The 23337-nt window shown below is 68.3% G+C and carries 19 protein-coding genes and 2 pseudogenes; 14 read left to right on the forward strand and 7 right to left on the reverse strand.

All coding sequences use genetic code 11. The annotated features are described in order from the left end of the window. Together HC022_RS05405 and HC022_RS05410 are read left to right on the forward strand one after the other, a co-directional pair. A pseudogene (locus HC022_RS05405) lies at nt 1-516 on the forward strand (glutamine synthetase); the annotation flags it as partial. 35 nt (nt 517-551) lie between these two features. Beyond that, the gene (locus HC022_RS05410) at nt 552-1718 is read left to right on the forward strand and encodes an iron-containing alcohol dehydrogenase (RefSeq protein ID WP_167451697.1); all 1167 of its coding nucleotides are present in this window, start codon (nt 552-554) and stop codon (nt 1716-1718) included. A gap of 73 nt (nt 1719-1791) precedes the next feature. On the opposite strand, the gene hmgA is transcribed toward HC022_RS05410, so the two are convergent. Then, the gene (hmgA, locus tag HC022_RS05415) at nt 1792-3171 is read right to left on the reverse strand and encodes a homogentisate 1,2-dioxygenase (protein WP_008887782.1); all 1380 of its coding nucleotides are present in this window, start codon (nt 3169-3171) and stop codon (nt 1792-1794) included. A 144-nt stretch (nt 3172-3315) separates the two neighbouring features. Between hmgA and HC022_RS05420 the strand changes: the two genes are divergently transcribed. Next, on the forward strand, nt 3316-3786 hold the full coding sequence (locus HC022_RS05420) for a MarR family winged helix-turn-helix transcriptional regulator (protein ID WP_167451699.1): 471 nt from the start codon (nt 3316-3318) through the stop codon (nt 3784-3786). Nucleotides 3787-4050: 264 nt separating this feature from the next. On the opposite strand, the gene HC022_RS05425 is transcribed toward HC022_RS05420, so the two are convergent. Genes HC022_RS05425 through HC022_RS05435 form a run of 3 tightly spaced genes read right to left on the reverse strand, consistent with a single transcriptional unit; the run spans nt 4051 to nt 6800 of the window. After that, nucleotides 4051-4254, reverse strand: a complete 204-nt coding sequence (locus tag HC022_RS05425; RefSeq protein ID WP_008887614.1) for a DUF2783 domain-containing protein — start codon at nt 4252-4254, stop codon at nt 4051-4053. Next, complete coding sequence (locus HC022_RS05430) at nt 4242-5819, reverse strand: FAD-dependent oxidoreductase (RefSeq protein WP_167451701.1); 1578 nt, start codon at nt 5817-5819, stop codon at nt 4242-4244. Before HC022_RS05430 ends, HC022_RS05425 begins: the two co-directional genes overlap by 13 nt. 21 nt (nt 5820-5840) lie before the next feature. Next, a complete protein-coding gene (locus HC022_RS05435) occupies nt 5841-6800 on the reverse strand; it encodes an MBL fold metallo-hydrolase (RefSeq protein ID WP_167451703.1) in 960 nt (319 codons plus the stop codon). A gap of 123 nt (nt 6801-6923) precedes the next feature. Here HC022_RS05435 and HC022_RS05440 point away from each other — a divergent pair, with 123 nt between their 5' ends. From HC022_RS05440 to metH, 11 genes and pseudogenes are all read left to right on the forward strand, one after another. Beyond that, nucleotides 6924-7664 carry a LuxR C-terminal-related transcriptional regulator gene (locus HC022_RS05440; protein ID WP_242661723.1) on the forward strand — a complete coding sequence of 247 codons (741 nt, stop codon included), beginning with the start codon at nt 6924-6926 and terminating at the stop codon, nt 7662-7664. 143 nt (nt 7665-7807) lie between these two features. After that, nucleotides 7808-9025, forward strand: a complete 1218-nt coding sequence (fahA, locus tag HC022_RS05445) for a fumarylacetoacetase (RefSeq protein WP_254884948.1) — start codon at nt 7808-7810, stop codon at nt 9023-9025. A gap of 2 nt (nt 9026-9027) precedes the next feature. Then, nucleotides 9028-9691: pseudogene (maiA, locus tag HC022_RS05450) on the forward strand (maleylacetoacetate isomerase). Then, nucleotides 9688-10533, forward strand: coding sequence for a LysR substrate-binding domain-containing protein (locus tag HC022_RS29000; protein ID WP_167451704.1), 846 nt, complete (start codon nt 9688-9690; stop codon nt 10531-10533). The pseudogene maiA and the gene HC022_RS29000 overlap by 4 nt, the downstream one beginning before the upstream one ends. 141 nt (nt 10534-10674) lie before the next feature. Next, nucleotides 10675-11838, forward strand: coding sequence for an ABC transporter substrate-binding protein (locus tag HC022_RS05460; protein WP_089963250.1), 1164 nt, complete (start codon nt 10675-10677; stop codon nt 11836-11838). A gap of 71 nt (nt 11839-11909) precedes the next feature. Beyond that, nucleotides 11910-12887 (forward strand): ABC transporter ATP-binding protein, encoded by a 978-nt coding sequence (locus HC022_RS05465; protein ID WP_175583463.1) that lies wholly within the window; start codon nt 11910-11912, stop codon nt 12885-12887. Continuing rightward, on the forward strand, nt 12884-13861 hold the full coding sequence (locus tag HC022_RS05470) for an ABC transporter permease (RefSeq protein WP_217703895.1): 978 nt from the start codon (nt 12884-12886) through the stop codon (nt 13859-13861). The genes HC022_RS05465 and HC022_RS05470 overlap by 4 nt, the downstream gene beginning before the upstream one ends. Continuing rightward, nucleotides 13851-14660, forward strand: coding sequence for an ABC transporter permease (locus HC022_RS05475; RefSeq protein WP_167451706.1), 810 nt, complete (start codon nt 13851-13853; stop codon nt 14658-14660). Before HC022_RS05470 ends, HC022_RS05475 begins: the two co-directional genes overlap by 11 nt. A gap of 32 nt (nt 14661-14692) precedes the next feature. After that, nucleotides 14693-16117, forward strand: a complete 1425-nt coding sequence (locus tag HC022_RS05480) for a gamma-aminobutyraldehyde dehydrogenase (RefSeq protein WP_167451708.1) — start codon at nt 14693-14695, stop codon at nt 16115-16117. A 175-nt stretch (nt 16118-16292) separates the two neighbouring features. Next, nucleotides 16293-17342, forward strand: a complete 1050-nt coding sequence (locus HC022_RS05485; protein WP_167451710.1) for a homocysteine S-methyltransferase family protein — start codon at nt 16293-16295, stop codon at nt 17340-17342. Then, the gene (gene metH / locus HC022_RS05490; protein ID WP_167451712.1) at nt 17335-20052 is read left to right on the forward strand and encodes a methionine synthase; all 2718 of its coding nucleotides are present in this window, start codon (nt 17335-17337) and stop codon (nt 20050-20052) included. Before HC022_RS05485 ends, metH begins: the two co-directional genes overlap by 8 nt. Nucleotides 20053-20733: 681 nt before the next feature. On the opposite strand, the gene HC022_RS05495 is transcribed toward metH, so the two are convergent. From HC022_RS05495 to HC022_RS05505, 3 genes are all read right to left on the reverse strand, one after another. Next, entirely contained in the window at nt 20734-21213 is a 480-nt protein-coding gene (locus tag HC022_RS05495; RefSeq protein WP_089963238.1) for a hypothetical protein, read from the reverse strand. 3 nt (nt 21214-21216) lie between these two features. After that, nucleotides 21217-22032 (reverse strand): DUF3100 domain-containing protein, encoded by an 816-nt coding sequence (locus HC022_RS05500; protein ID WP_167451714.1) that lies wholly within the window; start codon nt 22030-22032, stop codon nt 21217-21219. 113 nt (nt 22033-22145) lie between these two features. Continuing rightward, nucleotides 22146-23309, reverse strand: a complete 1164-nt coding sequence (locus HC022_RS05505; RefSeq protein ID WP_254884949.1) for an aldehyde dehydrogenase family protein — start codon at nt 23307-23309, stop codon at nt 22146-22148. Between the last annotated feature and the right edge of the window lie 28 nt (nt 23310-23337).

Below are 23337 nucleotides of genomic sequence, written 5' to 3' on the forward strand. Positions count from 1 at the left end.
CAGGACGCGCGGCATTTTATCGGCGGGCTGCTGCGACTGATGCCCGAGATGCTGGTGCTGACGGCGCACACGGTCAACGCCTACAAGCGGCTGGTGCCGGGGGCCTGGGCCCCGACCTGGGCGAGCTGGGGCGTGCAGAACCGGACCGCTGCGGTGCGCATCATCAACGACAGCCCCGAGGCGACGCGGGTCGAGTTCCGCGTGCCCTCGGCGGATTCCAACCCGCACGCGGTGATGGCCATGTGCCTCGCCGCCGGGCTCTGGGGCATCGAGAATGAGGTCGACCCCGGGCGGCCGCTCGACGGCAGCGCCTACGAGGTCACACCCGTGCCCGAGACCCGCTTCCCCCGCGATCTCGTGGAGGCGGCGGACCGGCTCGAGGCCAGCGACACTGCCCGGACGCTGTTTGGCGATGCCTTCGTCGACCATTTCGTCCGCTCCCGCCGCCACGAGGTCAAGGACTACCTCCGCCAGGTCACCGACTGGGAGATCCGGCGCTATCTCGAGCTGTTCTGACCCCTCACGACACCCCAAATCTACCGGAGTTCCCCATGCTGGATTTCTCGACCCGGCCCGACCGCAACTGGTCGTGGCCCACCGCCATCCGCTTCGGTGCCGGACGCATCGCCGAGCTGCCCGCGGCGCTGGCCGATCTCGGTGCATCGAACCCGCTCTTCGTGACCGACGCGGCGCTGGTCTCGCTCGAACCCGCGCAGCGCGCGCTCGGGGTGATGCGGGACGCGGGCGTGCCCTTCGGCCTTTTCTCGGAGGTCCATCCGAACCCCACCGGCGCTGCGGTGGATGCCGGCGTCGCGGCGTTTCGCGCCGGGGGCCATGACGCGGTGATCGCCTTCGGTGGTGGCAGCGCGCTCGACGCGGCCAAGGCGGTGGCGCTGATGGTGCGCCAGACCCGCCCGATCTGGGATTTCGAGGACGTGGGCGACAACTGGACCCGCGTCGCCACCACCGACCCGGTGCCGGTGGTGGCGGTGCCGACCACCGCAGGGACGGGCTCGGAACTGGGGCGGTCGTCGATCATCACCGACACCGAGGCGGGCCGGAAGATGATCATCTTTCACCCGATCATGATGCCCGGCATCGCGATCCTGGACCCCGAGCTGACCGTGGGCCTGCCGCAGGGGCTGACCGCCAGCACCGGCATGGACGCGCTCTGCCACGCGCTCGAGACCTTCATCACACCGAACTTCCACCCGATGGCCGATGGGCTGGCGCTGCAGGCGCTGCGCATGATCAAGGAGGCGCTGCCGCGCGCCTGCGAGAACGGCGGCGATCTCGAGGCGCGGGCCGACATGCTGGTGGCCTCGGGCATGGCCTGCGTGGCGCTGCAGAAGGGGCTGGGCGGCGTACACGCGCTGAGCCACGCGCTGGGGGCGGTCTACGACCTGCCGCACGGGCTTCTGAACGCCATCCTGCTGCCGCACGTCACGGCCGAGAATATCGAGCACGCCCGCCCGCGGCTGACGGAACTCGCGCAGCTTCTGGACCTGCCGGGGCGGCAGGCGGAAAGCGTGATCGCTTGGCTCGAGGGTCTGCGCGACCAGCTCGGCATTCCGTCGGGTCTGGCCGGGCTTGGCGTCGTGGCCGAACGGCAGGACGAGGTCATCGCGCTGGCGCTCAAGGACCCCTGCGCGGCGGCGAACCCCGCGCCCTTCGACGCGGCGCTGGCGACGCGGATGCTTGCCCGCGCCATGGGCTGACGGCAGCTTGCTGACATGAGGAAGGCCCCTTCGCAGCAACGCGAGGGGGCCCTATTTCACGAAGCGGAACGCGTCACTTCACGCCGGGCGTGCCGTCGAACTTCTTCTCGAGGTGATCCCAGACTTCGATGTATTCCTCCTGCATCGGTGCCTCCCTGGCGGCGAATTCGGTGAGGTGCTGCGGGAAGCGTGTCTCGAACATGAAGGACATGGTGTTGTCGAGCTTCTCGGGCTTCAGCGCCGCGTTCGACGCACCTTCGAAGGCATCCCGGTCGGGACCGTGCGGCAGCATGCAGTTGTGCAGGCTGATGCCGCCCGGCGCGAAGCCCTGCGGCTTGGCATCGTAGACCCCGTAGATGTTGCCCATCAGCTCGGACATGATGTTCTTGTGGTACCATGGCGGGCGGAAGCTGTGCTCGGCCACCATCCAGCGCTCGCGGAACAGCACGAAGTCGATGTTGGCGGTGCCTTCCTGCCCCGAGGGCGCAGTCAGCACGGTGAAGATCGACGGGTCGGGGTGGTCGAACAGGATCGCGCCCACCGGCGAGTAGGTGCGCAGGTCGTACTTGTAGGCGCAGTAGTTGCCGTGCCACGCCACCACATCGAGCGGCGAGTGCCCGATCCAGGTCTCGTGGAACTGGCCGCACCATTTCACCACGACGCGCGAGCGCACCTCGCGGTCCTCGTAGGCGGCCACCGGGCACTTGAAGTCGCGCGGGTTGGCAAGGCAGTTGGCGCCGATCGGGCCGCGGCCGGGCAGGTCGAACTTCTGGCCGTAGTTCTCGCAGACGAACCCGCGGCAGGGCCCTTCGAGCACCTCGACGCGATAGACCAGCCCGCGCGGGAGGATGGCGATTTCCTTGGGCTCGATGTCGATGACGCCGAGCTCGGTGCAGAAGCGCAGCCGGCCCTCCTGCGGCACCACCAGGAGCTCGCTGTCGGCGGAGAAGAAGTACTCGTCCTCCATCGAGGCGGTGACGAGGTAGACGTGGCTCGCCATGCCGACCTGGATGTTGACGTCCCCGGCGGTGGTGATGGTGCGCATCCCGGTGATCCAGGTGAGCTCCTGCTCGGGCACCGGGATCGGGTCCCAGCGGTACTGGCCGAGGCTCATGATGTTCTGCCGGTTGGGATCGTGCGGCAGGATGTTGGGCGCGGTCTTCCAGTAGGGCACGTCGATCGGGCTGAAGCGGCCGGTGTGATGCACCGAGGGTCGGATGCGGTAGCACCAGGTCCGCTCGTTCTGGCCGCGCGGCGCGGTGAAGGCGGTGCCCGAGAGCTGCTCGGCGTAAAGCCCGTAGTTGCACTTCTGCGGGCTGTTCTGGCCCTGCGGCAGCGCGTCGGGCAGCGCCTCGGTCTCGAAGTCGTTGCCGAAGCCGGGCATGTAGCCCTCGTGCGTGCCGGTGGTTGCGGTGGCCCGGATCATGCCCTTGGGCAGGTCGTGTGCAGTCATCTGGCGTCCTCCTCGCGAGAGATCATTGCGCTTGCAACGAATATACCGTTGCCGATGCAACGAAGTCAATCCGGGTCTTGCCGCGACACGGTTTTTTGTTGTGATCGCAACGAAATCCTGCCTTTCATTGGGAAAGGAGCCCCGATGACGTTTCAACTCGACGATTTCCTGCCCTACCGCCTGTCGGTGGCCGCCTCTCAGGTCAGCCGCAGATTCGCCGCGCGCTACGGCGCCGAGGCGGGGCTGACGATCCCGGAATGGCGGGTGCTGGCGCATCTCAACCACTCGGGGCAGGTCAGCGTGCGCGACATCCATGCGCGGGTGAACCTCGACAAGTCGATGGTGAGCCGGGCCGCGGCGCGGCTCGAGGGCGCGGGCTACCTGCGCAAGTCCGGGCACGAGACCGACCGCCGGCTGGTGGTGCTGGAACTCACCCCCGAGGGGCGGGCGCTGATGGACCGGCTGGGGCGCATCGCCGAGGCTTTCCAGGCCGAGCTCATGGCCGAGCTGGGGGAGGGGGCGTCTTTCCTCGAGGAGGCGCTGACCCGGCTCATCGCCATGCCCGCCGCCGCCGTCCCTGACGCGGAGGACGACGGCGCGGCGCCCGCGGCATGAGCCCCGCGGCCGACAGCGACGGCGCCAGCGCCGCGGTCATGCCGACGGGCCCGGCGCCGACGATGGCCACTGGCGCGCCGGGGGCCGGGCGTCGGGCAGGTGTCTCGAACCTGGGGTAGGTGAAATAGAGCGAGTCGGTCTCGCTGCGGCCTGCCGGTCTCATCGCATGTCCTCCCTTGTGCGTGTCGCCGGAGTCATAGCGGGGCAGACGGGGTCGGGTCTGCCCCCTGAAAAGGAGGACAGACCCCTGCGTGCGTGTCCGGCTCAGGCGGCGCGGGCCGCCGGGCGGGCGAGTGCAATGGCCTGGTCGATGGCCTCGCGGTCGCCGATGTGGTTGATCAGCAGCAGCGCCAGCCGCGACCAAGTGCCGAGGCTCTCGGCTTCGGTCAGGCCCTCGTGCAGGCCGATCAGGGCCTCGTAGATGTCGTCGTGCCCGGTCAGGTTCGGGGTGGTGATCAGTTGAGCCATGTCTTTCCTCCCTTGGCGCGTTGCAGAGCCGCCTCGATCCGCGCCGCGTCGGGCGTCAGCCAGCGCGCCGCCACGTATTGATCGGGCCGCACGAGACAGGCCGCGCCCTCGGGCAGCGCCAGCCGTTCGGCCGCGAGCCCGTCGACCGCGAGCACGCTCACGCCCGCGGGCACCGACCCCTGCCATGCGTGGGTGATCAGCACGAAGTCGCCGCCCAGCCGGTCGAGCAGCCAGCCGTTGCCATGCGGCGCGTCGAGCACAGGGGCCCCCGGCGCCACGCCGCCCGCCCAAACGTCCTCATCGGGCGTCGAGAGCGCGCTCTGCGGGTAGCTCACCGGGGTCGAGAGCCGTCCGGAGTTGACGAAGGGCCGCGCGAAGGCATGGTCTTGCGCCAGTTCCAGCACCGCGTCGCGCAGCGCCCGGCTGGCGTCGGACTTGGGCGTCAGGAAGTCGGTGGAGCGGGTCGAGTTCAGGATGTTCTCGTCCGCCGTCGCCACCGCCTCGTCGTTGTAGGTGGCGATGAGCGCCTCGTCTGCCTCGCCGCGCAGCACGAGGTCGAGCTTCCAGCCGAGGTTGTCGATATCGGCGAACCCGCCGTTGCAGCCGCGCGCGCCGAAGGGCGAGACCAGATGTGCGCTGTCCCCGGCAAAGATCGTCCGGCCATGCACGAAGCGGGCCATGCGGCGGCACTGGAAGGTGTAGACCGAGTACCATTCGCGTTCGAACTCGACGTCGCCCAGCATCGCACGGATGAAGGGCTCGACGTTCTCGGGCCGGGTCGCCGCGGCACGGTCGATGTTCCAGCCGAGCTGGAAGTCGAGCCGCCAGACGTCGTCGGGCTGCTTGTGCATCAGCGCCGAGCGGCCGGGATTGAACGGCGGGTCGAACCAGAACCAGCGCTCGGACGGCATCTCCTTCTTCATGCGGATGTCGGCGATGAGGAAGTTGTCCTCGAACACCCGTCCCTCGAAGTCGAGGCCGAGCTTCTCGCGCACGGTCGAGCGCGAGCCGTCGCAGGCGATCAGCCACTCGGCCTCGAGGCTGTAGGGACCGGCGCCGGTCGACACCTCGAGCCGCGCGCCCGCATCATGCGGCGTCACCTCTTCCACGCAATGGCCCCAGCGCAGGTCGATGTTGGGCAGCGCCTGGCAGGCATCGAGGAGATATTCCTCGATGTAGTATTGCTGGATGTTGATGAAGCCGGGGCGCTTCTGGTCCTTCACCGGCAGCATGTCGAATTGGTAGACCGGCTCCTCGCCGGTGCCCCAGAACACCTTGCCGGTGTTCCAGGTGACGCCCTTCTCGACCGCCGGATCGCCGGCGCCGAGCCGGTCGAGGATATCGAGCGACCGCTTGGAGAAGCAGATCGCCTTCGAGGCGTGGGCGACAAAGTCGAGCCGGTTCAGCACCGTGACCTCGTGGCCGCGCCGCCCGAGGTCCAGCGCCATCGCCAGACCCACGGGGCCCGCGCCCACGATCACCACCCGGGCCTGGTCCTCGGCCCCGGACGGGGCCGGGGTCGCGCCGATCTCCTTGTAGACAGGAATGCCTGCAACGTTTGCCATGGTCTCCTCCCTTCGCTCCGCTCAGTCCTGAAGCTTCGCCCAGACCTCGCGGTCGCGCTCGGCGGTCCAGATGCGCGGGTGCTCGATGCCGTCGAACTCGTCCCAGAGCCGCTGCACGTCGAAGGGCAGGCAGTGCTCGAAGATCGGCCAGGCACCGAACTCGGGGGCCAGCGCGTCGCGGGTCGCCTCGAAGGCTTCCCTGAGGCTGCCGCCGGCCTTGTGGACGCGGCCGACGTTGTCGATCATGCCGTTGAGGAACTTGCGGGTCTGCTCGACCGCCGCGTCGGTTTCCTCGGTGCCGCGCGACACCGCCCCGCGGCCGCCGATCAGGTTCTCGGCGCGGTAGGCCTTGACGTTGTCGAGCGTGCCGGTCGCCCAGTCGAAGTGGTAGGCGTCACCGGTGTAGAGCGCGGCCTTGGATTCCACGAGATCGCCCGCGTAGAGCGTCCGGGTCTTGTCGTGCCAGACCGCGATGTCGCCGCCGGTGTGGCCACGGCCGAGGAAGCGCAGCTCGAGCTTGCCGCGATCGCCGCCGAGCTCGATGTCGTAGCTGTCCTTGAAGGTGATGGTGGGCCAGGTCAGGCCGGGCACCTCGTCGGCGTTCTTGGCAAGGCGCGGCATCCGGCCGAACTCGCTCTTCCAGTCCTGTTCGCCGCGCTCTTCCACCAGATCGCGCGAGGCTTCGGACATGATGATGTCGCCCGCGTCGAAGGCCGAGGCGCCGAGCACCCGCACCGCGTGGTAGTGGGTCAGGATCAGGTAGCGCACCGGCTTGTCGGTCTGCTCGCGCAGGATGTTGAGCCAGTCACGCGACGCCGAAGGGGTGGCACGCGATTCGATGGCGACGACGAAATCCTCGCCTTCGACCGCGCCCACGTTCGGATCGCCCTCGGCGGTCAGCGCGTAGAAGCCGTCGCCAAGGATCTCCAGCGTATCGGTTTTCACGGCGGTGTCGGCCGAGGATGCAAAGGGTTTCGACATGGTTCTCTCTCTCCCGATAGGGCTGCTGACGTGCAGCGGATTCGAGTTCGTTTCTAATGAAACGATCTTGACCTGTATGTCATTAGGCGTATGGACAGAGGTGGAGGAGACGGGGAGGACGTCATGACAACGGTCGGATTGATCGACCCGGACCGTGCCGCGGTGCTGCTGGACGCGCGGGATCTTTCGGTGTTTTCAGAGCGCCTGCTGGACGCGGCGCATTCGGCGGCGGGGGTCGAGGAGCTTTATGCGTATCGCGCGGGGGAGGGCGCGCCCGAGACGCTGGCCTCGTCGAGCGATCTCGCAGACGTGGCCGAGCGCGCCGCCGCCCATGCCCGGCGTTTCCACCGCAGCGACCCGGCGGTCGCGGCTTTGAAGGCGACGCCGCCGGGCAGCGGCTTTCTCTGCCGCATTCCCGCCGACAGCATCGAGCTTGCCGCCTATCGCGAGCTCTGCTTCGTGCGGCCGCGGTTCTCGGAGAAGCTCTGCTTCGGCTGGCGCTTTGCTGATCACAGCCTCGTGGTCACCTTCTACCACCGCGGCGCGAGCGGGGCCGAGATCGACATGGCGCAGCTGGGCGCTCTGGCGCAGCTTGCCATCACCGGGCTCACGCGGCTGACGCGGCGGCCGGCCGAGACGCCGTCGCTGGTGGCCGAGCTCGAGTCGCGGCTGGCCGAGTCTCACCCCATCCTCAGCCGCCGCGAGCGCGAGGTCTGCGCCCGCACGCTCGCCGGGCGCACCGCCGCCGAGACCGGCGCCGAGCTCGGGCTGAGCCACGGTACGGTGCTGACCTATCGCCAACGGGCCTACCAGAAACTCGGGCTGTCGAAGTCCAGCGACCTGCTGGCCGCCGTCCTCGGCTGATCGCGGATTTCATTTCACCTGCAACAAAACTGGTTGCAAATGAAACGAGGTCGGGTAAGAGTCACGCTGGACCGGCCCCGCGCCGGCGAGCGCCCCCCCGATTGGCGGGGCGCCCAGGAGGACCAGAATACAGGAGGCACGAGATGCCACAGGGCGACATGCCGCGGCGCAGCTGGGTGGCTGCGGCGAACGATCCAGAGTGCGATTTTCCCATCGAGAACCTGCCCTTCGGCGTGTTCTCCACGGGCTCCGACGCGCCGCGCTGCGGTGTCGCCATAGGGGACATGATCGTGGACCTTGCCGCCTGCGAAGCGCGCGGGCTGCTGTCGGCAGAGGGCACCTTCGCGGCGCCCCGGCTCAACGATTTCATCGCGCTCGGCCGTCCGGTCTGGGACGAGGTCCGCGCCCGCCTGACCGAGCTTCTGGCCGAGGGCGGCGACGAGACGCTGCCGCTGGTGGCCATGGCCGACGCCACGCTGCACCTGCCGGTGCGGGTCACCGAATTCACCGATTTCTACGCCTCCAAGAACCACGCCTTCAACGTCGGCGCACTGTTCCGCGGCCCCGAGAACGCGCTGCCGCCGCAGTGGACCCACATGCCGATCGGCTACAACGGCCGCGCCTCGTCGGTGGTCGTCTCGGGGACCGACATCCACCGCCCGATGGGGCAGGTGAAGGGCGAGAGCGGGCCGGAATGGACCGCCTGCCGCCGCCTCGACCTCGAGCTCGAGCTTGGCGCCGTCGTCGGCATGGACAGCACCATGGGCGAGCGCGTCAGCGTCGCCGAGGCCGAAGGGATGATCTTCGGCTACGTGCTGCTGAACGACTGGTCGGCGCGCGACATCCAGGCCTGGGAGTATCAGCCGCTCGGGCCGTTCCAGTCCAAGGCACTCGGCACCACCATCAGCCCGTGGATCGTGACGCAGGCGGCGCTCGAGCCGTTCCGCAGCGAGGGCGCCCCCCGCGAGGTGCCGCTGCTGCCCTACCTGCAGGAAGAGCGCCCGGGCTTCTACGACATGACCATGGGCTGGACCATGAACGGCCAGCCGATGGGCGAGACCAACTACAACGTGATGTACTATTCGAGCGCCCAGCAGCTTGCGCATCACACGGTCTCGGGCTGCCCGATGCGGGTCGGCGACCTGCTGGGGTCGGGCACGATCTCGGGCCCCGCGCCCGAGCAGACCGGCGCGCTGCTCGAGATGACCGAGGGCGGCAAGAAGCCGGTGACGGTGAACGGTGAAGAGCGCGTCTTCATTCAGGACGGCGACGAGGTCGGCCTCTATGCCCATGCGCAGGGTGACGGCTACCGCATCGGCTTCGGTCCCTGCACCGGCACCATCCTTCCGGCCAGGGACTGAGCATGGCGGGGGGGATCGTTCTTCACGACTACTGGCGCTCGTCGGCCTCCTACCGGGTGCGGATCGCGCTGGCGCTCAAGGGCCTCGCCTACGAGAGCCGGAGCGTCGACCTCGTGGCCGGGGCGCAGCGCTCTGGCGCGCAACCCGCAGGGGCTGGTGCCGGTGCTCGAGACCGACGGCCTCCGGCTGACCCAGTCGCTGGCGATCATCGAGTACCTCGACGAGACCGTGGCCGCGCCCCCCCTGCTGCCCGCCGATCCGGCGGGGCGGGCGAGGGTGCGGGCCATCGCGCTCGCCATCGCCTGCGAGATCCATCCGGTCTCGAACCTGCACGTGCTGAACCGGGTCGGCTCGCTCGGCGGGTCCGAGGCGCGCGAGGCATGGAACCGCGACAACATCGCCGGCGGGCTTGCCGCCGTCGAGGCCCTGCTCGTCACCTCGGCGCCCGAGGGCCCCTACTGCCACGGCGCCCAGCCGACGCTGGCCGACTGCGCGCTGATCCCGCAGCTCTACAACGCGACGCGCTGGGGGGTGGCCTACGACCACCTGCCGCGCATCTCGGCGGTGGCCTCGGCCTGCGCCGGGCATCCCGCCTTCCAGGCAGCTCATCCCCGAAACTTCGATCCCTCGCGGGAGGCGAGGGAGACTGAGGAGGAAAGACCATGAAGACCCTGAAGACCGCGCTTGCCGCGCTGCTCCTGTCCTCGACGCCGCTGATGGCCGAGGAACTGATCATGTCGTCGTGGCTGCCGCCGAAGCACCCGATCGTCGTCAACGCCTTCGAGCCCTGGGCCGAGGAGGTCGAGAAGGTGACCGACGGCCGCGTCACCGTGCGCATCATGCGCAAGCCGCTGGGCAGCCCGCCGGCGCACTTCGACATGGCGCGCGACGGCATCGCCGACGTGACCTACGGCCTGCATTCCTTCACCGAGGACGACCGTTTCAACCGTGCGCGGCTGGGGCAGTTCAGCTTCCTCGGCGATGACGCCATCGCCAACTCCAAGGCCTACTGGAGCATCTACGGCGGCGAGCTCGACGCGGCGGTGATGGTGACCACCAACATGCGCGACCGCATGGCGCTGCAGACCGAGATCATCGACACCTCGCCCTACCAGCTCTGGCTGCCCAACGGCCACGAGCTGTCGACCCGCACTTCGGTCTCCATCGAGGACCTCGTTGACGAACCGATCATCATGCTGCGCGTGGACGAGATCGAGGAGGCCACCCGCAGGCTGCTCTCGGCCTTCGGCGCCCGCCCGAGGGTGGCGTTCCGCACCCGCTCGGTCGAGGCGGTGCGTTCGCTCGTGGCGACCGGCGCAGGAATCGCCATCCTGCCGGAACTGGTCTACCGCCGCTGGTCGCTGGAAGGCGACCGCATCGTGTCGCGCGACGTGTCGGGAAGCCTGCCGGTTGTGCAGGTGGGGGTGGTCTGGCGCAAGGGCGCGCCGCTCTCGCCCGCCACCCGGGAATTCATCCGCTCGGCGCAAACCTACAAGAACGTTCGATAATCCGACGCCAACGGGGCGTTGCAGGAGAAGTATCGGAAATTCCGATACGGCCAACCTGACAATTGAATTTGTGAAATCGGATTTCTCTACCCACGCTTGCTGCAAGGGAGCACGGACTCCCGCTGCAACAGGGAACGCAAGATGAAAAAGATCTTCCACGGCTGCGTGTCGGGCCTCGCGCTCGTTGCCGCCACCAGCCTTCCGCTGTCCGCCCAGGAGATGCTCACCGAGCTTGGCGAGGGCGAGGGCTCGGTCTCCATCGTCGCCTGGCCGGGCTACATCGAGCGCGGCGAGACCGACCCCGCGTTCGACTGGGTGACCAAGTTCGAGGAAGAGACCGGCTGCATGGTCGAGGTCAAGACCGCCAACACCTCGGACGAGATGGTGGCGCTGATGAACGAGGGCGGCTTCGACCTGGTGACCGCGTCGGGCGACGCCTCGCTGCGGCTGATCGCCGGCAAGCGCCTGCAGCCCGTCAACGTGGACCTGATCCCGTCGTGGTCCAGGGTCGACGACCGGCTCAAGGACGCGCCCTGGCACACCGTCGACGGCACTCATTACGGCACGCCCTTCATGTGGGGCCCGAACGTGCTGATGTACAACACCGAGGTCTTCCCCGAGGCGCCGACGAGCTGGTCGGTGGTCTTTGAGCCGATGACCCTGCAGGACGGCGAGAGCAACGAGGGCCGGGTGCAGGCCTATGACGGCCCGATCTACGTGGCCGACGCCGCCATGTACCTGATGGCGCACCAGCCCGATCTCGGCATCACCTCGCCCTACGAGCTGAACGACGCGCAATATGCCGCCGCGCTCGACCTGCTGCGCACCCAGCGCACGCTGGTCTCGCGCTACTGGCACGACGCCTTCATCCAGATCGACGATTTCAAGAACGAGGGCGTCGTGGCCTCGTCCTCATGGCCGTTCCAGGTCAACCTGCTCAAGGCCGACGGCGCCCCCGTGGCCTCGACCATCCCCGAGGAAGGCGCCACCGGCTGGGCCGACACGCTGATGCTGCACGCCGACAGTGAGCACCCGAGCTGCGCCTACAAGTTCATGGAGCACTCGCTCTCGTCCAACCTGCAATCCGACCTCTCGGTCTGGTTCGGCGCCGTGCCCTCGGTCCCCGAGGCCTGCACCGACGGTTCCGGAATGCAGACCGCCGAGGGCTGCTCCGCCAACGGGCTCGACGATTTCGAGAAGATCGCCTTCTGGCGCACCCCGGTGTCGCAATGCGAGAGCCAGGGCAGCTGCGTGCCCTACTACCGCTGGGTGTCCGACTACATCGGCGTGATCGGCGGGCGCTGATCACGACCTGACCGAGGCGCGCCGGCCCACCCGGTGCGCCTCTCCCTCTCTTCCCTCGAAAGACTGACCTGATGGATGCTGTAACCTTCCGGGGCGTGTCGCGCCATTTCGGACCGGTGAAGGCCGTGGACGAGGTCGACCTCGCCATTCGCGACGGCGAGTTCTTCGCCATGCTGGGGCCCTCGGGCTCGGGCAAGACCACCTGCCTGCGCCTCGTGGCGGGCTTCGAACAGCCCACCGCCGGGCACATCGAGATCTTCGGCGAACGCGCCGAGGGCGTGCCGCCCTACCTGCGCAACGTCAACACCGTGTTCCAGAGCTACGCGCTCTTCCCGCACATGAACGTGCTCGACAACGTGGGCTTCGGGCTGCGGGTCAGGGGCGTCGGCCGCGCCGAGCGTCACCGCGCCGCCCGCGAGGCGCTCGAGCTGGTCGAGCTCGGTGGCTACGGCGACCGCCGCGCCGGCGAGCTTTCGGGTGGCCAGCGGCAGCGCGTGGCGCTGGCCCGTGCACTGGTCAACAAGCCCCGGGTGCTGCTGCTCGACGAGCCGCTGGGGGCGCTCGACCTCAAGCTGCGCGAGCAGATGCAGGAAGAGCTGCGGACCCTGCAGCGCAGCCTCGGCCTCACCTTCGTCTTCGTCACCCATGACCAGGACGAGGCGCTGTCGATGGCCGACCGCGTGGCGGTCTTCGCCGAGGGCCGCGTGCAGCAGATCGGCACGCCGGAAGAGATCTACCGCCGCCCCGCCTCGCGCTTCGTGGCGGATTTCGTCGGCTCCTCGAACGTCATTCCCGCCGATGTCGCGGGCGTCGGCCCGGCCGGCCAGTGGGCAAGCCTGCGCCCCGAGGACATCGTGCTCGACCCCGCGGGCCGCCCTGCCACCGTCACCGCCCGTGCCTTCCACGGCCGCTACACCCGGCTTGCGCTCGACCTTGACGGCCAGCCCCTGACCGCGCTGGTACCGCCCCATGCCGAGGCCCCCGAGCCCGGGACCACCGCCCGCGTCTCGTGGGATGCCGCCCGCGCCCACCTGCTGGGGGCCGCATGACGCAGGCCGCCCCCCTTTCCGCCACCGCCCGCGATCCGGCGCCCGCGATCTTTGCGCCGCGCGGCGGGCTGCTGCCGCGCCTCGTCGACTGGATCCTGCGCCACCCGCGGATGTTCGTCTTCCTCATGGTGCTGCCGATCACGCTCTGGCTCGGGATCGTCTACGTAGGCTCCCTGATCGCCCTGCTGATCCAGAGCTTCTTCTCGATCGACGAGTTCTCGGGCCTCGTGGTGCGCGAGTTCACCCTCAAGACCTACGGCGAGCTGCTGCGGCCCTACAATTTCGACATCATCCTGCGCACCGTGCTGATGGCGGCCTCGGTGACGGTGGCGAGCGCCATCCTCGCCTTCCCCATCGCCTATTTCGCCGCCCGCTACGCCCGGGGCCGCTGGAAGGCGGTGTTCTACCTCGGGATCATGCTGCCGCTGTGGTCGAGCTACCTCGTCAAGGTCTACGCGTGGAAGCTGGTGCTCGCCAAGGAGGGCATCCTGACCTGGCTCTTCGCCAAGCTGCACCTGACATGGCTGCTCGAGGCGGTGCTGGCGGTGCCGGTCATCGGGGGCAACTCGCTCTCGGTCAGCTACCTCGGCACCTTCATCGTCTTCACCTACATCTGGCTGCCCTACATGATCCTGCCGGTGCAGGCCTCGCTCGAGCGCGTGCCCGCGACGCTGATCGAGGCGGCGGCAGATCTCGGCGCCACGCCGCGGCAGAACTTCCGGCTGGTGATCCTGCCGCTGGCTCTGCCGGGGGTGGTCGCGGGCTCGATCTTCACCTTCTCGCTGACGCTCGGCGACTACATCATCCCGCAGATCATCGGCTCGTCGCGGCTCTTCATCGGGCAGGCGGTCTACACCCAGCAGGGCACCGCCGGGAACATCCCGCTGGCGGCCGCCTTCACCGTGGTGCCCATCGTCATAATGGGGATCTACCTCTGGGCCGCGCGCCGCATGGGGGCCTTCGATGCACTCTGACGCCCGCGCCCCCCTCGCCCTGCGCCTCGCGGCCTTCGGCGGCCTGATCTTCCTGCTGGCCCCGATCGCGCTGATCTTCGTCTACGCCTTCACCACCGAGGAAACGAGCTACCAGTGGCCGCCGCCCGGGCTCACCACCAAGTGGCTTGCCGTCACCGTGGGCCGCCCCGATGTCTGGCAGGCGCTTGGCCTGTCGCTCAAGGTCGCGGCGATCTCGACGACCATCGCGCTGGTGCTGGGTACGCTCACCGCCGCCGCCGTGTCCCGGTCGCGGTTCTTCGGACGCGAGACCATCTCGCTTCTGGTGATCCTGCCCATCGCGCTGCCCGGCATCATCACCGGCATCTCGCTGCGCTCGGCCTTCTCGCTGCTGGAGATCCCCTTCAGCACATGGACCATCGTGCTGGGCCACGCGACCTTCTGCATCGTCATCGTCTACAACAACGCCGTGGCGCGGTTCCGCCGCACCTCGGGGGCGCTGGTCGACGCGGCGATGGATCTCGGCGCCGACGGGCTTCAGACCTTCACGCTGGTGATCCTGCCCAACATCGGCACTGCGCTGCTGGCGGGCGGCATGCTGGCCTTTGCGCTGAGCTTCGACGAGGTCATCGTGACCACCTTCACCGCCGGCCAGCAGACCACGCTGCCGATCTGGATGCTCGAGGAACTGGTGCGCCCGCGCCAGCGGCCGGTCACCAACGTGGTGGCGATGGCGGTGGTGCTGGTCACCTTCCTGCCGATCCTCGCGGCCTACTACCTGACCCGCGACGGCGAACACACCGCCGGCGCCGAGAAATGACCCCTCAACGAGAACAGACAGGGAGAACACCCATGGACACCCAGATGCTGATTGGCGCGCAGCGCGTCCTTGGCGCCGAGACCGAGGAGCAGATCCTCAACCCCCGCACCGGAGAGGTCATCTGCACCCTGCCCGAGGCCTCGCTGGCGCAGGTCGAGGAGGCGGTCGCCGCCGCCGACAAGGCCTTTGCGAAATGGTCCCGCACCACCCCCGCCGAGCGTTCGGGCTACCTGCTGAAGATCGCCGACCGCATTGAGGCCGAGGCCGAGGAGTTCGCCCGGCTGGAGGCGCTCAACTGCGGCAAGCCCGGCCCGCTGGCGCTGGGAGACGAGCTGCCCGCAATCGTCGACTGCTTCCGCTTCTTCGCCGGTGCCGTGCGCTGCATGACCGGGCCGGTGGCCGGCGAGTATCTCGAGGGCTTCACCTCGATGATCCGCCGCGACCCCATCGGCGTGGTGGCCTCGATCGCGCCGTGGAATTACCCGCTGATGATGATGGCGTGGAAGATCGCCCCCGCCATCGGCGCCGGCAACACGGTGGTCTTCAAGCCGTCCGAGCAGACGCCGCTGACCGCGCTCAAGATCGCCGGGATCTTCGCCGAGGTGCTGCCCGAGGGCGTGGTCAACATCATCCTCGGCCGGGGCGAGACCGTGGGCTCGGCGCTGATCCACCACCCGAAGGTGGCGATGATCTCGCTCACCGGCGACATCGCCACCGGGCGCAAGATCCTCGAGGCGGCCAACAAGACCATCAAGCGCACCCATCTCGAACTCGGCGGCAAGGCCCCGGTCATCGTCTTCGACGACGCCGACATCGCGGGCACGGTCGAGGGGCTGCGGGCCTTCGGCTTTTACAACGCCGGGCAGGATTGCACCGCCGCCTGCCGGATCTACGCCCATGCCTCGGTCTACGACAATTTCGTCGCCGACCTCACCGATGCGGTGTCAACCATCGCCTACAACGACGCCGACGACGACAAGAACGAGATCGGCCCGCTGATCTCGCAGCGCCAGCGCGACCGGGTGGCGAGTTTCGTGGCCCGCGCCCGCGAGGCCAACCACATCGAGGTCACCACCGGCGGCGCGAGTCCCGAGGGCGGCGGCTTCTACTACACGCCCACCGTTGTGGCCGGCGCCCTGCAGAGCGACGAGATCGTGCGGCGCGAGGTCTTCGGCCCGGTGGTGTCGGTCACCCGGTTCTCGGACCCCGACGAGGCGATCACATGGGCCAACGATAGCGAATACGGGCTGGCCTCGTCGGTCTGGACCAAGGACATCTCGAAGGGGATGCAGGTGGCTTCGCGGCTGCAATACGGCTGCACCTGGGTGAACACCCACTTCATGCTGACCAACGAGATGCCCCATGGCGGCATGAAGCAGTCGGGCTACGGCAAGGACATGTCCTCCTACGCGCTCGAGGACTATTCGGTGGTGCGCCACGTCATGGTCGCGCACTGACCGATGACCGCCTCGGGGCCCGGCAGATGCGCGGCCGGGCCCCTTTGTGCGGGTGCGCGGAACGGCGTCGTGATGGCGGCTACATGAATGAACCTCATGATCCTGTCACGATCGTTGAATTTGATTGTGCGGCCCGTGTGGAGTATCCGGGAAGCCTGATAAAGGCAGGTCCGACATGCACAGCTTCATTCTTCCGCCGACCAAGACCGTGGCCGACCTGACAAGGGCCGCCCGCGAACGCATCCTCATCCTCGACGGGGCGATGGGCACGCAGATCCAGACCCTCGGTCTGGACGAGGACGATTTCCGCGGCCACAGCGGGCAATGCTGCTCGTTCCACTCGGATCATCCGCAGAAGGGCAACAACGACCTGCTGATCCTGACCCAGCCCAAGGCGATCGAGGACATTCACTACGCCTTCGCCATGGCCGGGGCCGACATCGTCGAGACCAACACCTTCTCCTCGACGACCATCGCGCAGGCCGACTACGCGATGGAACAGGCGGTGTTCGACCTGAACGTCGAGGGCGCCCGCGTGGCGCGCCGGGCGCTCGACCGCGCCACCGCCGAGGACGGCCGCCCGCGCTGGGTCGCAGGTGCCGTGGGCCCGACCAACCGCACCGCCTCGATCAGCCCCGACGTCAACGACCCGGGTTACCGCGCCGTGACCTTCGACGACCTGCGCCGTGCCTACGGGCAGCAGATCCGCGGCCTCATCGCCGGCGGCGCCGACCTGATCCTGATCGAGACGATCTTCGACACGCTGAACGCCAAGGCCGCGATCTTCGCCTGTTTCGAGGCCTTCGCCGAGCACGGTGCGCGCCTGCCGATCATGATCTCGGGCACCATCACCGACGCTTCGGGCCGCACCCTCTCGGGTCAGACGCCCACCGCCTTCTGGCACTCGGTGCGCCACGCCCGCCCGTTCAGCGTGGGCCTGAACTGCGCGCTCGGCGCCGACGCCATGCGGCCGCACCTTGCAGAGCTCGCCGGTGTCGCCGACACCCTGATCTGCGCCTACCCCAACGCCGGCCTGCCCAACGCCTTCGGCAAGTACGACGAGGAACCCGAGGACACCGCCGCCAAGGTCGAGGTCTTCGCCCGCGAGGGTCTGGTCAATCTCGTCGGCGGCTGCTGCGGCACCACGCCCGAGCATATCCGTGCCATCGCCGAGCACGTCGCCTCCTACGCCCCGCGCCAGATCGAGGAAACCGCCGATGCATAAGCCCCTGCTCCGCCTCTCGGGCCTCGAGCCCTTCGTGCTCACCAGCGACATTCCCTTCGTCAACGTCGGCGAGCGCACCAACGTCACCGGCTCGGCCCGGTTCCGCAAGCTCATCACCAACCGCGACTACGCCGCGGGACTGGACGTGGCACGCGATCAGGTCGAGAACGGCGCCCAGATCATCGACATCAACATGGACGAGGGGCTCATCGACTCGAAGCAGGCGATGATCGAGTTCCTCAACCTCATCGCCGCCGAGCCCGACATCGCCCGCGTGCCGATCATGATCGACAGCTCCAAGTGGGAGGTGATCGAGGCCGGCCTGCAATGCGTGCAGGGCAAGCCGGTGGTAAACTCGATCTCGCTCAAGGAGGGCGAGGAGTCCTTCCTGCACCAAGCCGGGCTCTGCCTCGCCTACGGTGCCGCGGTCGTGGTCATGGCCTTCGACGAGGACGGACAGGCCGACAGCTTCAAGCGCAAGACCGAGATCTGCGCCCGCGCCTACAAGCTGCTGACCGAGACCGTGGGCTTCCCGCCCGAGGACATCATCTTCGACCCCAACATCTTTGCCGTCGCCACCGGCATCGAGGAGCACGACAACTACGGCGTCGACTTCATCGAGGCGACCCGCTGGATCCGCCAGAACCTGCCGCATTGCCACGTGTCGGGCGGGGTCTCGAACCTGTCGTTCAGCTTCCGCGGCAACGAGGCGGTGCGCGAGGCGATGCACGCGGTGTTCCTGTATCACGCCATCAAGGCGGGCATGGACATGGGCATCGTGAACGCGGGCCAGCTCGCGGTCTACGACCAGATCGACCCCGAGCTGCGCGAGGCCTGCGAGGACGTGGTGCTGAACCGCGCCCCCAAGGCCGGCGGCACCGCCACCGAGCGTCTGCTCGACGTGGCCGAACGCTTCCGCGGCGGCGCCCGCGAAGAGAAGAAGCGCGACCTCGCATGGCGCGAGTGGCCGGTCGAGAAGCGGCTCGAGCACGCGCTGGTCAACGGCATCACCGAGTTCGTCGATCAGGACACCGAGGAGGCCCGTCTGGCCGCCACGAAGCCGCTCGACGTCATCGAGGGCCCGCTGATGGCGGGCATGAACGTCGTCGGCGACCTCTTCGGCGCCGGCAAGATGTTCCTGCCGCAGGTGGTGAAATCCGCGCGCGTCATGAAGCAGGCCGTCGCCGTGCTGCTGCCCCACATGGAGGCCGAGAAGGCCGGCGGGCGCGACAGCGCCGGCCGCGTGCTGATGGCCACCGTGAAAGGCGACGTCCACGACATCGGCAAGAACATCGTCGGCGTCGTCCTTGCCTGCAACAACTACGAGATCATCGACCTCGGCGTCATGGTGCCGCCGCAGAAGATCCTCGAGGAAGCCAAGGCCCACAACGTCGATGTAATCGGCCTCTCCGGCCTCATCACCCCCTCGCTCGACGAGATGGTCCACCTTGCCACCGAACTCGAGCGCGAGGGCTTCGACGTGCCGCTGCTGATCGGCGGCGCCACGACCTCGAAGGTGCACACCGCGGTGAAGATCTCGCCGCGCTACCCCCGCAACCAGGCGATCTACGTGACCGACGCTTCGCGCGCGGTGGGCGTGGTGTCCTCGCTGCTGAGCGAGACTCAGCGCCAGGGCTACATCGACGGCATCCGCAGCGAATACGCCGAGGTCGCCGAGCGCCACGAACGGGCCGAGCGCGCCAAGACCCGCCTGCCGCTGGCCGCGGCCCGCGCCAACGCCAAGCAGATCGACTGGACCGGCTACGAGGTCCCCGAGCCGAGCTTCACCGGCGCCAAGGTGATCGACGACTGGGATCTCGCCGAGATCGCCAGCTACATCGACTGGACGCCGTTCTTCCAGACATGGGAGCTCAAGGGCGTCTATCCGCGCATCCTCGAGGACGAGACCTACGGCGAGGCCGCCCGCAACCTGTTCGGCGACGCGCAGGCGATGCTGCAGCGGATCATCGACGAAGAGTGGTTCGGCCCGCGCGCGGTGGTGGGTTTCTGGCCCGCCAACCGCGAGCAGGACGACATCCGGCTGTTCACTGACGCCACCCGCACCGAGCCGCTCGCGACGCTGCACACGCTGCGCCAGCAGACCTCCAAGCGCAGGGACAGCCCGAACCTCGCGCTGGCGGATTTCGTCGCCCCGGCGGGCGTGCTCGACTACGTCGGCGGCTTCGTGGTGACCGCGGGCCCCGAGGAGCAGGCGCTGGCCGAGAGCTTCGAGAAGGCCGGCGACGACTACGCCGCGATCATGGTCAAGGCGCTGGCGGACCGCTTCGCCGAGGCGATGGCCGAGATGCTGCACGAACGGGTGCGGCGCGAGCTCTGGGGCTATGCCCCGGACGAGGCCTTCACCCCAGAGGAGCTGATCCGCGAGCCCTATCGTGGCATCCGCCCGGCGCCCGGCTACCCCGCGCAGCCGGACCACACCGAGAAGCGCACCCTCTTCGACCTGCTGGGCGCCGAGGTCGCGACCGGGGTCGAGCTGACCGAGAGCATGGCGATGTGGCCGGGCTCGTCGGTCTCGGGGCTCTACATCGGCCATCCCGACGCCTACTACTTCGGCGTCGCCAAGGTCGAGCGTGACCAGGTGGCGGATTACGCCGCCCGCAAGGGCATGCAGCTGGAAGAGGCCGAGCGCTGGCTGGCGCCGATCCTCAACTACCGCCCCGACGAAGCCGCCGCCGTCGCGGCGGAGTGACATAAGGGGAGGCCCCGGCCTCCCCGACCTTCTCCGGGCCGTGCAGGGTCTCGCGCCGCGCGATCACGGAGCTCGATATTGCGGCAGGCCAGCTGCGGCGCCTCCGCCTTACTCAACACCGACCCGAGATCCTCGAACGCACCTTGTGACCGTCAGTCGGGCAATGCCTCGGGCGGAAGTTGCTACGGCCTGCTGTTGCGCTCGCGCAGACCTGCGCCGGTCTCCCCGGAGACGCCCTTGGTCAACGCGGGAGTGCAGAGCTTTTCTCGGCCTCATCCTCGCATTCTTCGCCCGGATAGCGCACCAGTCTGTCCTGCCTGGTGCGCTCGGGCAGAAGCCTTACCGCGCGTATGCCGGACAACACCGCCTCGATCACCGCGAGGGAGGCTCATACATTGATGAGATGTGGGCCCGCCGGAATGGGCCGTCTCAGGAATGGTCCGGGCCAGATGTCGGGACTAGGATCAGAAGTGAATCAGAGGCAGCTTTCCGGGCCTGTTCGGACCCTGAGTGTACCGTGCCGAGCGAAGCCGCCCAGCGGTCGCACCGTCAGCCGGTCCGACACGCACCCTCCGACGATGTTCATCGCTGCCGTGTCCTCCACCGCAGCACACCGTTCCCGGCGGGGTGCCAGCTACCACGGGCCGTGAAGCACGGCCCGTGGCGGTGATCAGCTCGCGATCAGAGGAACGCCTGCGCCACGATGGCCGAGCCCACGTAGGTGCCGGTCATCACCAGCACGGCGACCACGGCGATCTTCCAACCCGAGGTCTTGGCGATCTCGATCTCGCGCTTGGCGATCGCGATGCCTGCATATGCGAGGCAGGGCGTGGCCAGCGTCAGGAAATTCACGTGGCTGACCTTGTCGAGGATCCAGGCGCTGCCCGGGGTCCAGGGCATGGTCGCGAGAATGCCGACGGCGGAAATCCAGGCCACCGAGGGCAGCTTGAACGGCACGAACTTCGTCAGCAGCATGCCGATCATGCACATCACCCAAAGGATGATGAGCCCCACCAGCCCCTGCGGGACGGTGTTCTCCGTCGCCACGGTGTTGCCCACCAGGGCGATCACGCAAACAACCGCCAGCGCCGCGGCATGGGCGCCGAGGCCGAGCTTGGCCTCTTCTGTTGGATCGAGGGTTTGGGATTGGATGTCGCTCATGGTTCAGGCTCCGGTTTTCGAAGGCTCTTTGCGGCCCAGCAGGTCGTAGAGTTTCTCGGTCAGCGGCAGCGCCACGAAGACGCAGAGATAGAGACCGGTGGCATAGGTCAGCACGTTGGAGGCACCAGCGAGCGCGAGGATCTGCTCCTCCATGTCCGGCACCGCGTGCACCAGTGCACCCGAGCAGGCCGCCATCATGCTGCCCGAGCCGATGCCGCAGGCCATGGCCAGCGCCTCGACCGAGAAGGCCCCGGTGGTGGCGAGGATCGAGGCGAGAATGGCGAAAATGAAGGTGCCGAAGAGCGTGCCGATCACGTAGACCCCCATGACCCCCGCGCCTTCCTGGCTCTTCAGCCCATATTTGTCTGCGATGATCGCGATATTGGGCTCGCGCGCCACCGAGAAGCAGGCACCGATGGACTCGCGGCCCATGCGCAGCACCAGCACGGCCACCGGGAAGGCCAGCACGATGGTGCCGAGGTTGCCCAGCTCCTGCAGGACAAGCGCGGGGCCGGCGTCGATGATCTTGTCCATGGACGGGCCGATGATCGTGCCGAACTTCGCGATGAAGGGCATGATCGCGACGACGATCAGCGGAGATGCGGCATGCACCTCGCGGTCGCGGATCAGGACGCGCGCACCCGAGATCACGTTGGGGTTTATCAGCAGCCCCAGCACGAAGGCGTAGAGCAGCGGCAGCAGCAGGATCGAGCCGATGCCGATGGGTACGGCGATGACCCCGATAAGCTCGGCGATCACGGTGATGACCAGCACGCTCAGGTGCAGCCGCCAGTCGAGAAGGATGTCTTTTATTGGCATGAGGGGACCTCTCTGTTGACGCCCCCTTGTGGGGGCGCATTGGCCGGGACCGGGCGGTTACCCGGTCCGTGGCGGTAGGAAAAGACCAGCGCCAGACTGACCCAAGGTAAGCATCAGCCCGGCGCGTAACCGAAGCCCTGCGCGGGGTTCGCGGCGGTCTCGACCCAGACGGACTTGGTCTGCGTATACGCCGCCAGCGCCTCGCGGCCGGACGAGCGGCCATAGCCGGAGCGCCCGAAGCCGCCGAACGGCGACATGACGTTGATCGTCTTGTAGCTGTTCACCCAGAAGGTGCCTGCCCGAACCTGCGCCGCCATGCGATGTGCCCGGTCGACGTCCTGCGTCCAGACCGCGCCCGCCAACCCGTAGGGCGTGGCATTGGCCAGAGCGATGGCCTCTTCCTCGGTGTCGAAGGGCAGCACCGAGACTACGGGGCCGAAGACTTCCTCGTTGGCGATGGTCATCTGCGGCGTCACCTGGTCGACCACGGTCGGGGCGAAGAAGAAGCCACCGCTTGCCGCAAGCCCCTCGGGTTTCGCGCCGCCGCTGGTGATCTCGGCGCCCTGGCTGACCGCCTCGCGGACCATCGCGTCGATCTTCGACCATTGCCGCTGGTTGTTGACCGGGCCGATCTGCGTCGCCGGATCCATCGGCGCGCCGACGGGGATGTTGCCAGCCGCGAGGCTCAGCTTTTCAACCATTTGCGCATGCACGGAGCGGTGCACCAGAAGCCGTGAGCCTGCCACACAGCTCTGACCGCAGGAGGCGAAGATCGCCGCCTGAGCGCCCACCACGGCGCGGTCGAGATCGGCATCGCCGAAGACGATGTTGGCCGACTTGCCGCCCAGTTCCAGCACCGAAGGCACCAGCCGCCGCGCAGCCGCGCCCGCGATCTTGGAACCCGCCTCGGCGGAGCCGACGAAGACCACCAGCGCGGTCGCCAGGTTCTCGATCATCGCCTGGCCGGAGCCCGGACCATCACCCGCGATGACGTTGACGAGGCCCTTCGGCGCGCCCGCTTTCTCGCAGAGGATGCCGACCACGACCGACGACAGCGGCGTCAGCTCGGAGGGTTTGATCATCACGCCGTTGCCGGCACAGATCGCCGGGGCGACCTGCCAGCAGCAGGTGAAGAGCGGCGCGTTCCAGGGGGTGATCTGGCTGACCACGCCGAGCGGCTCGTGGCGGGGGGAGTGGTGGGGGGGCGGAGGGCCCGGGGGCCCCGCGCCAGAGCACTTTTCACAACAGCCCCCGGAAGAAACGCAAAACCCCGGCAAACGCAGCGGCCCCGCGGCGGGGGGGCGG

Origin of the sequence: Salipiger sp. HF18, assembly GCF_011806505.1 — a bacterium.
Classification (GTDB): domain Bacteria; phylum Pseudomonadota; class Alphaproteobacteria; order Rhodobacterales; family Rhodobacteraceae; genus Salipiger; species Salipiger thiooxidans.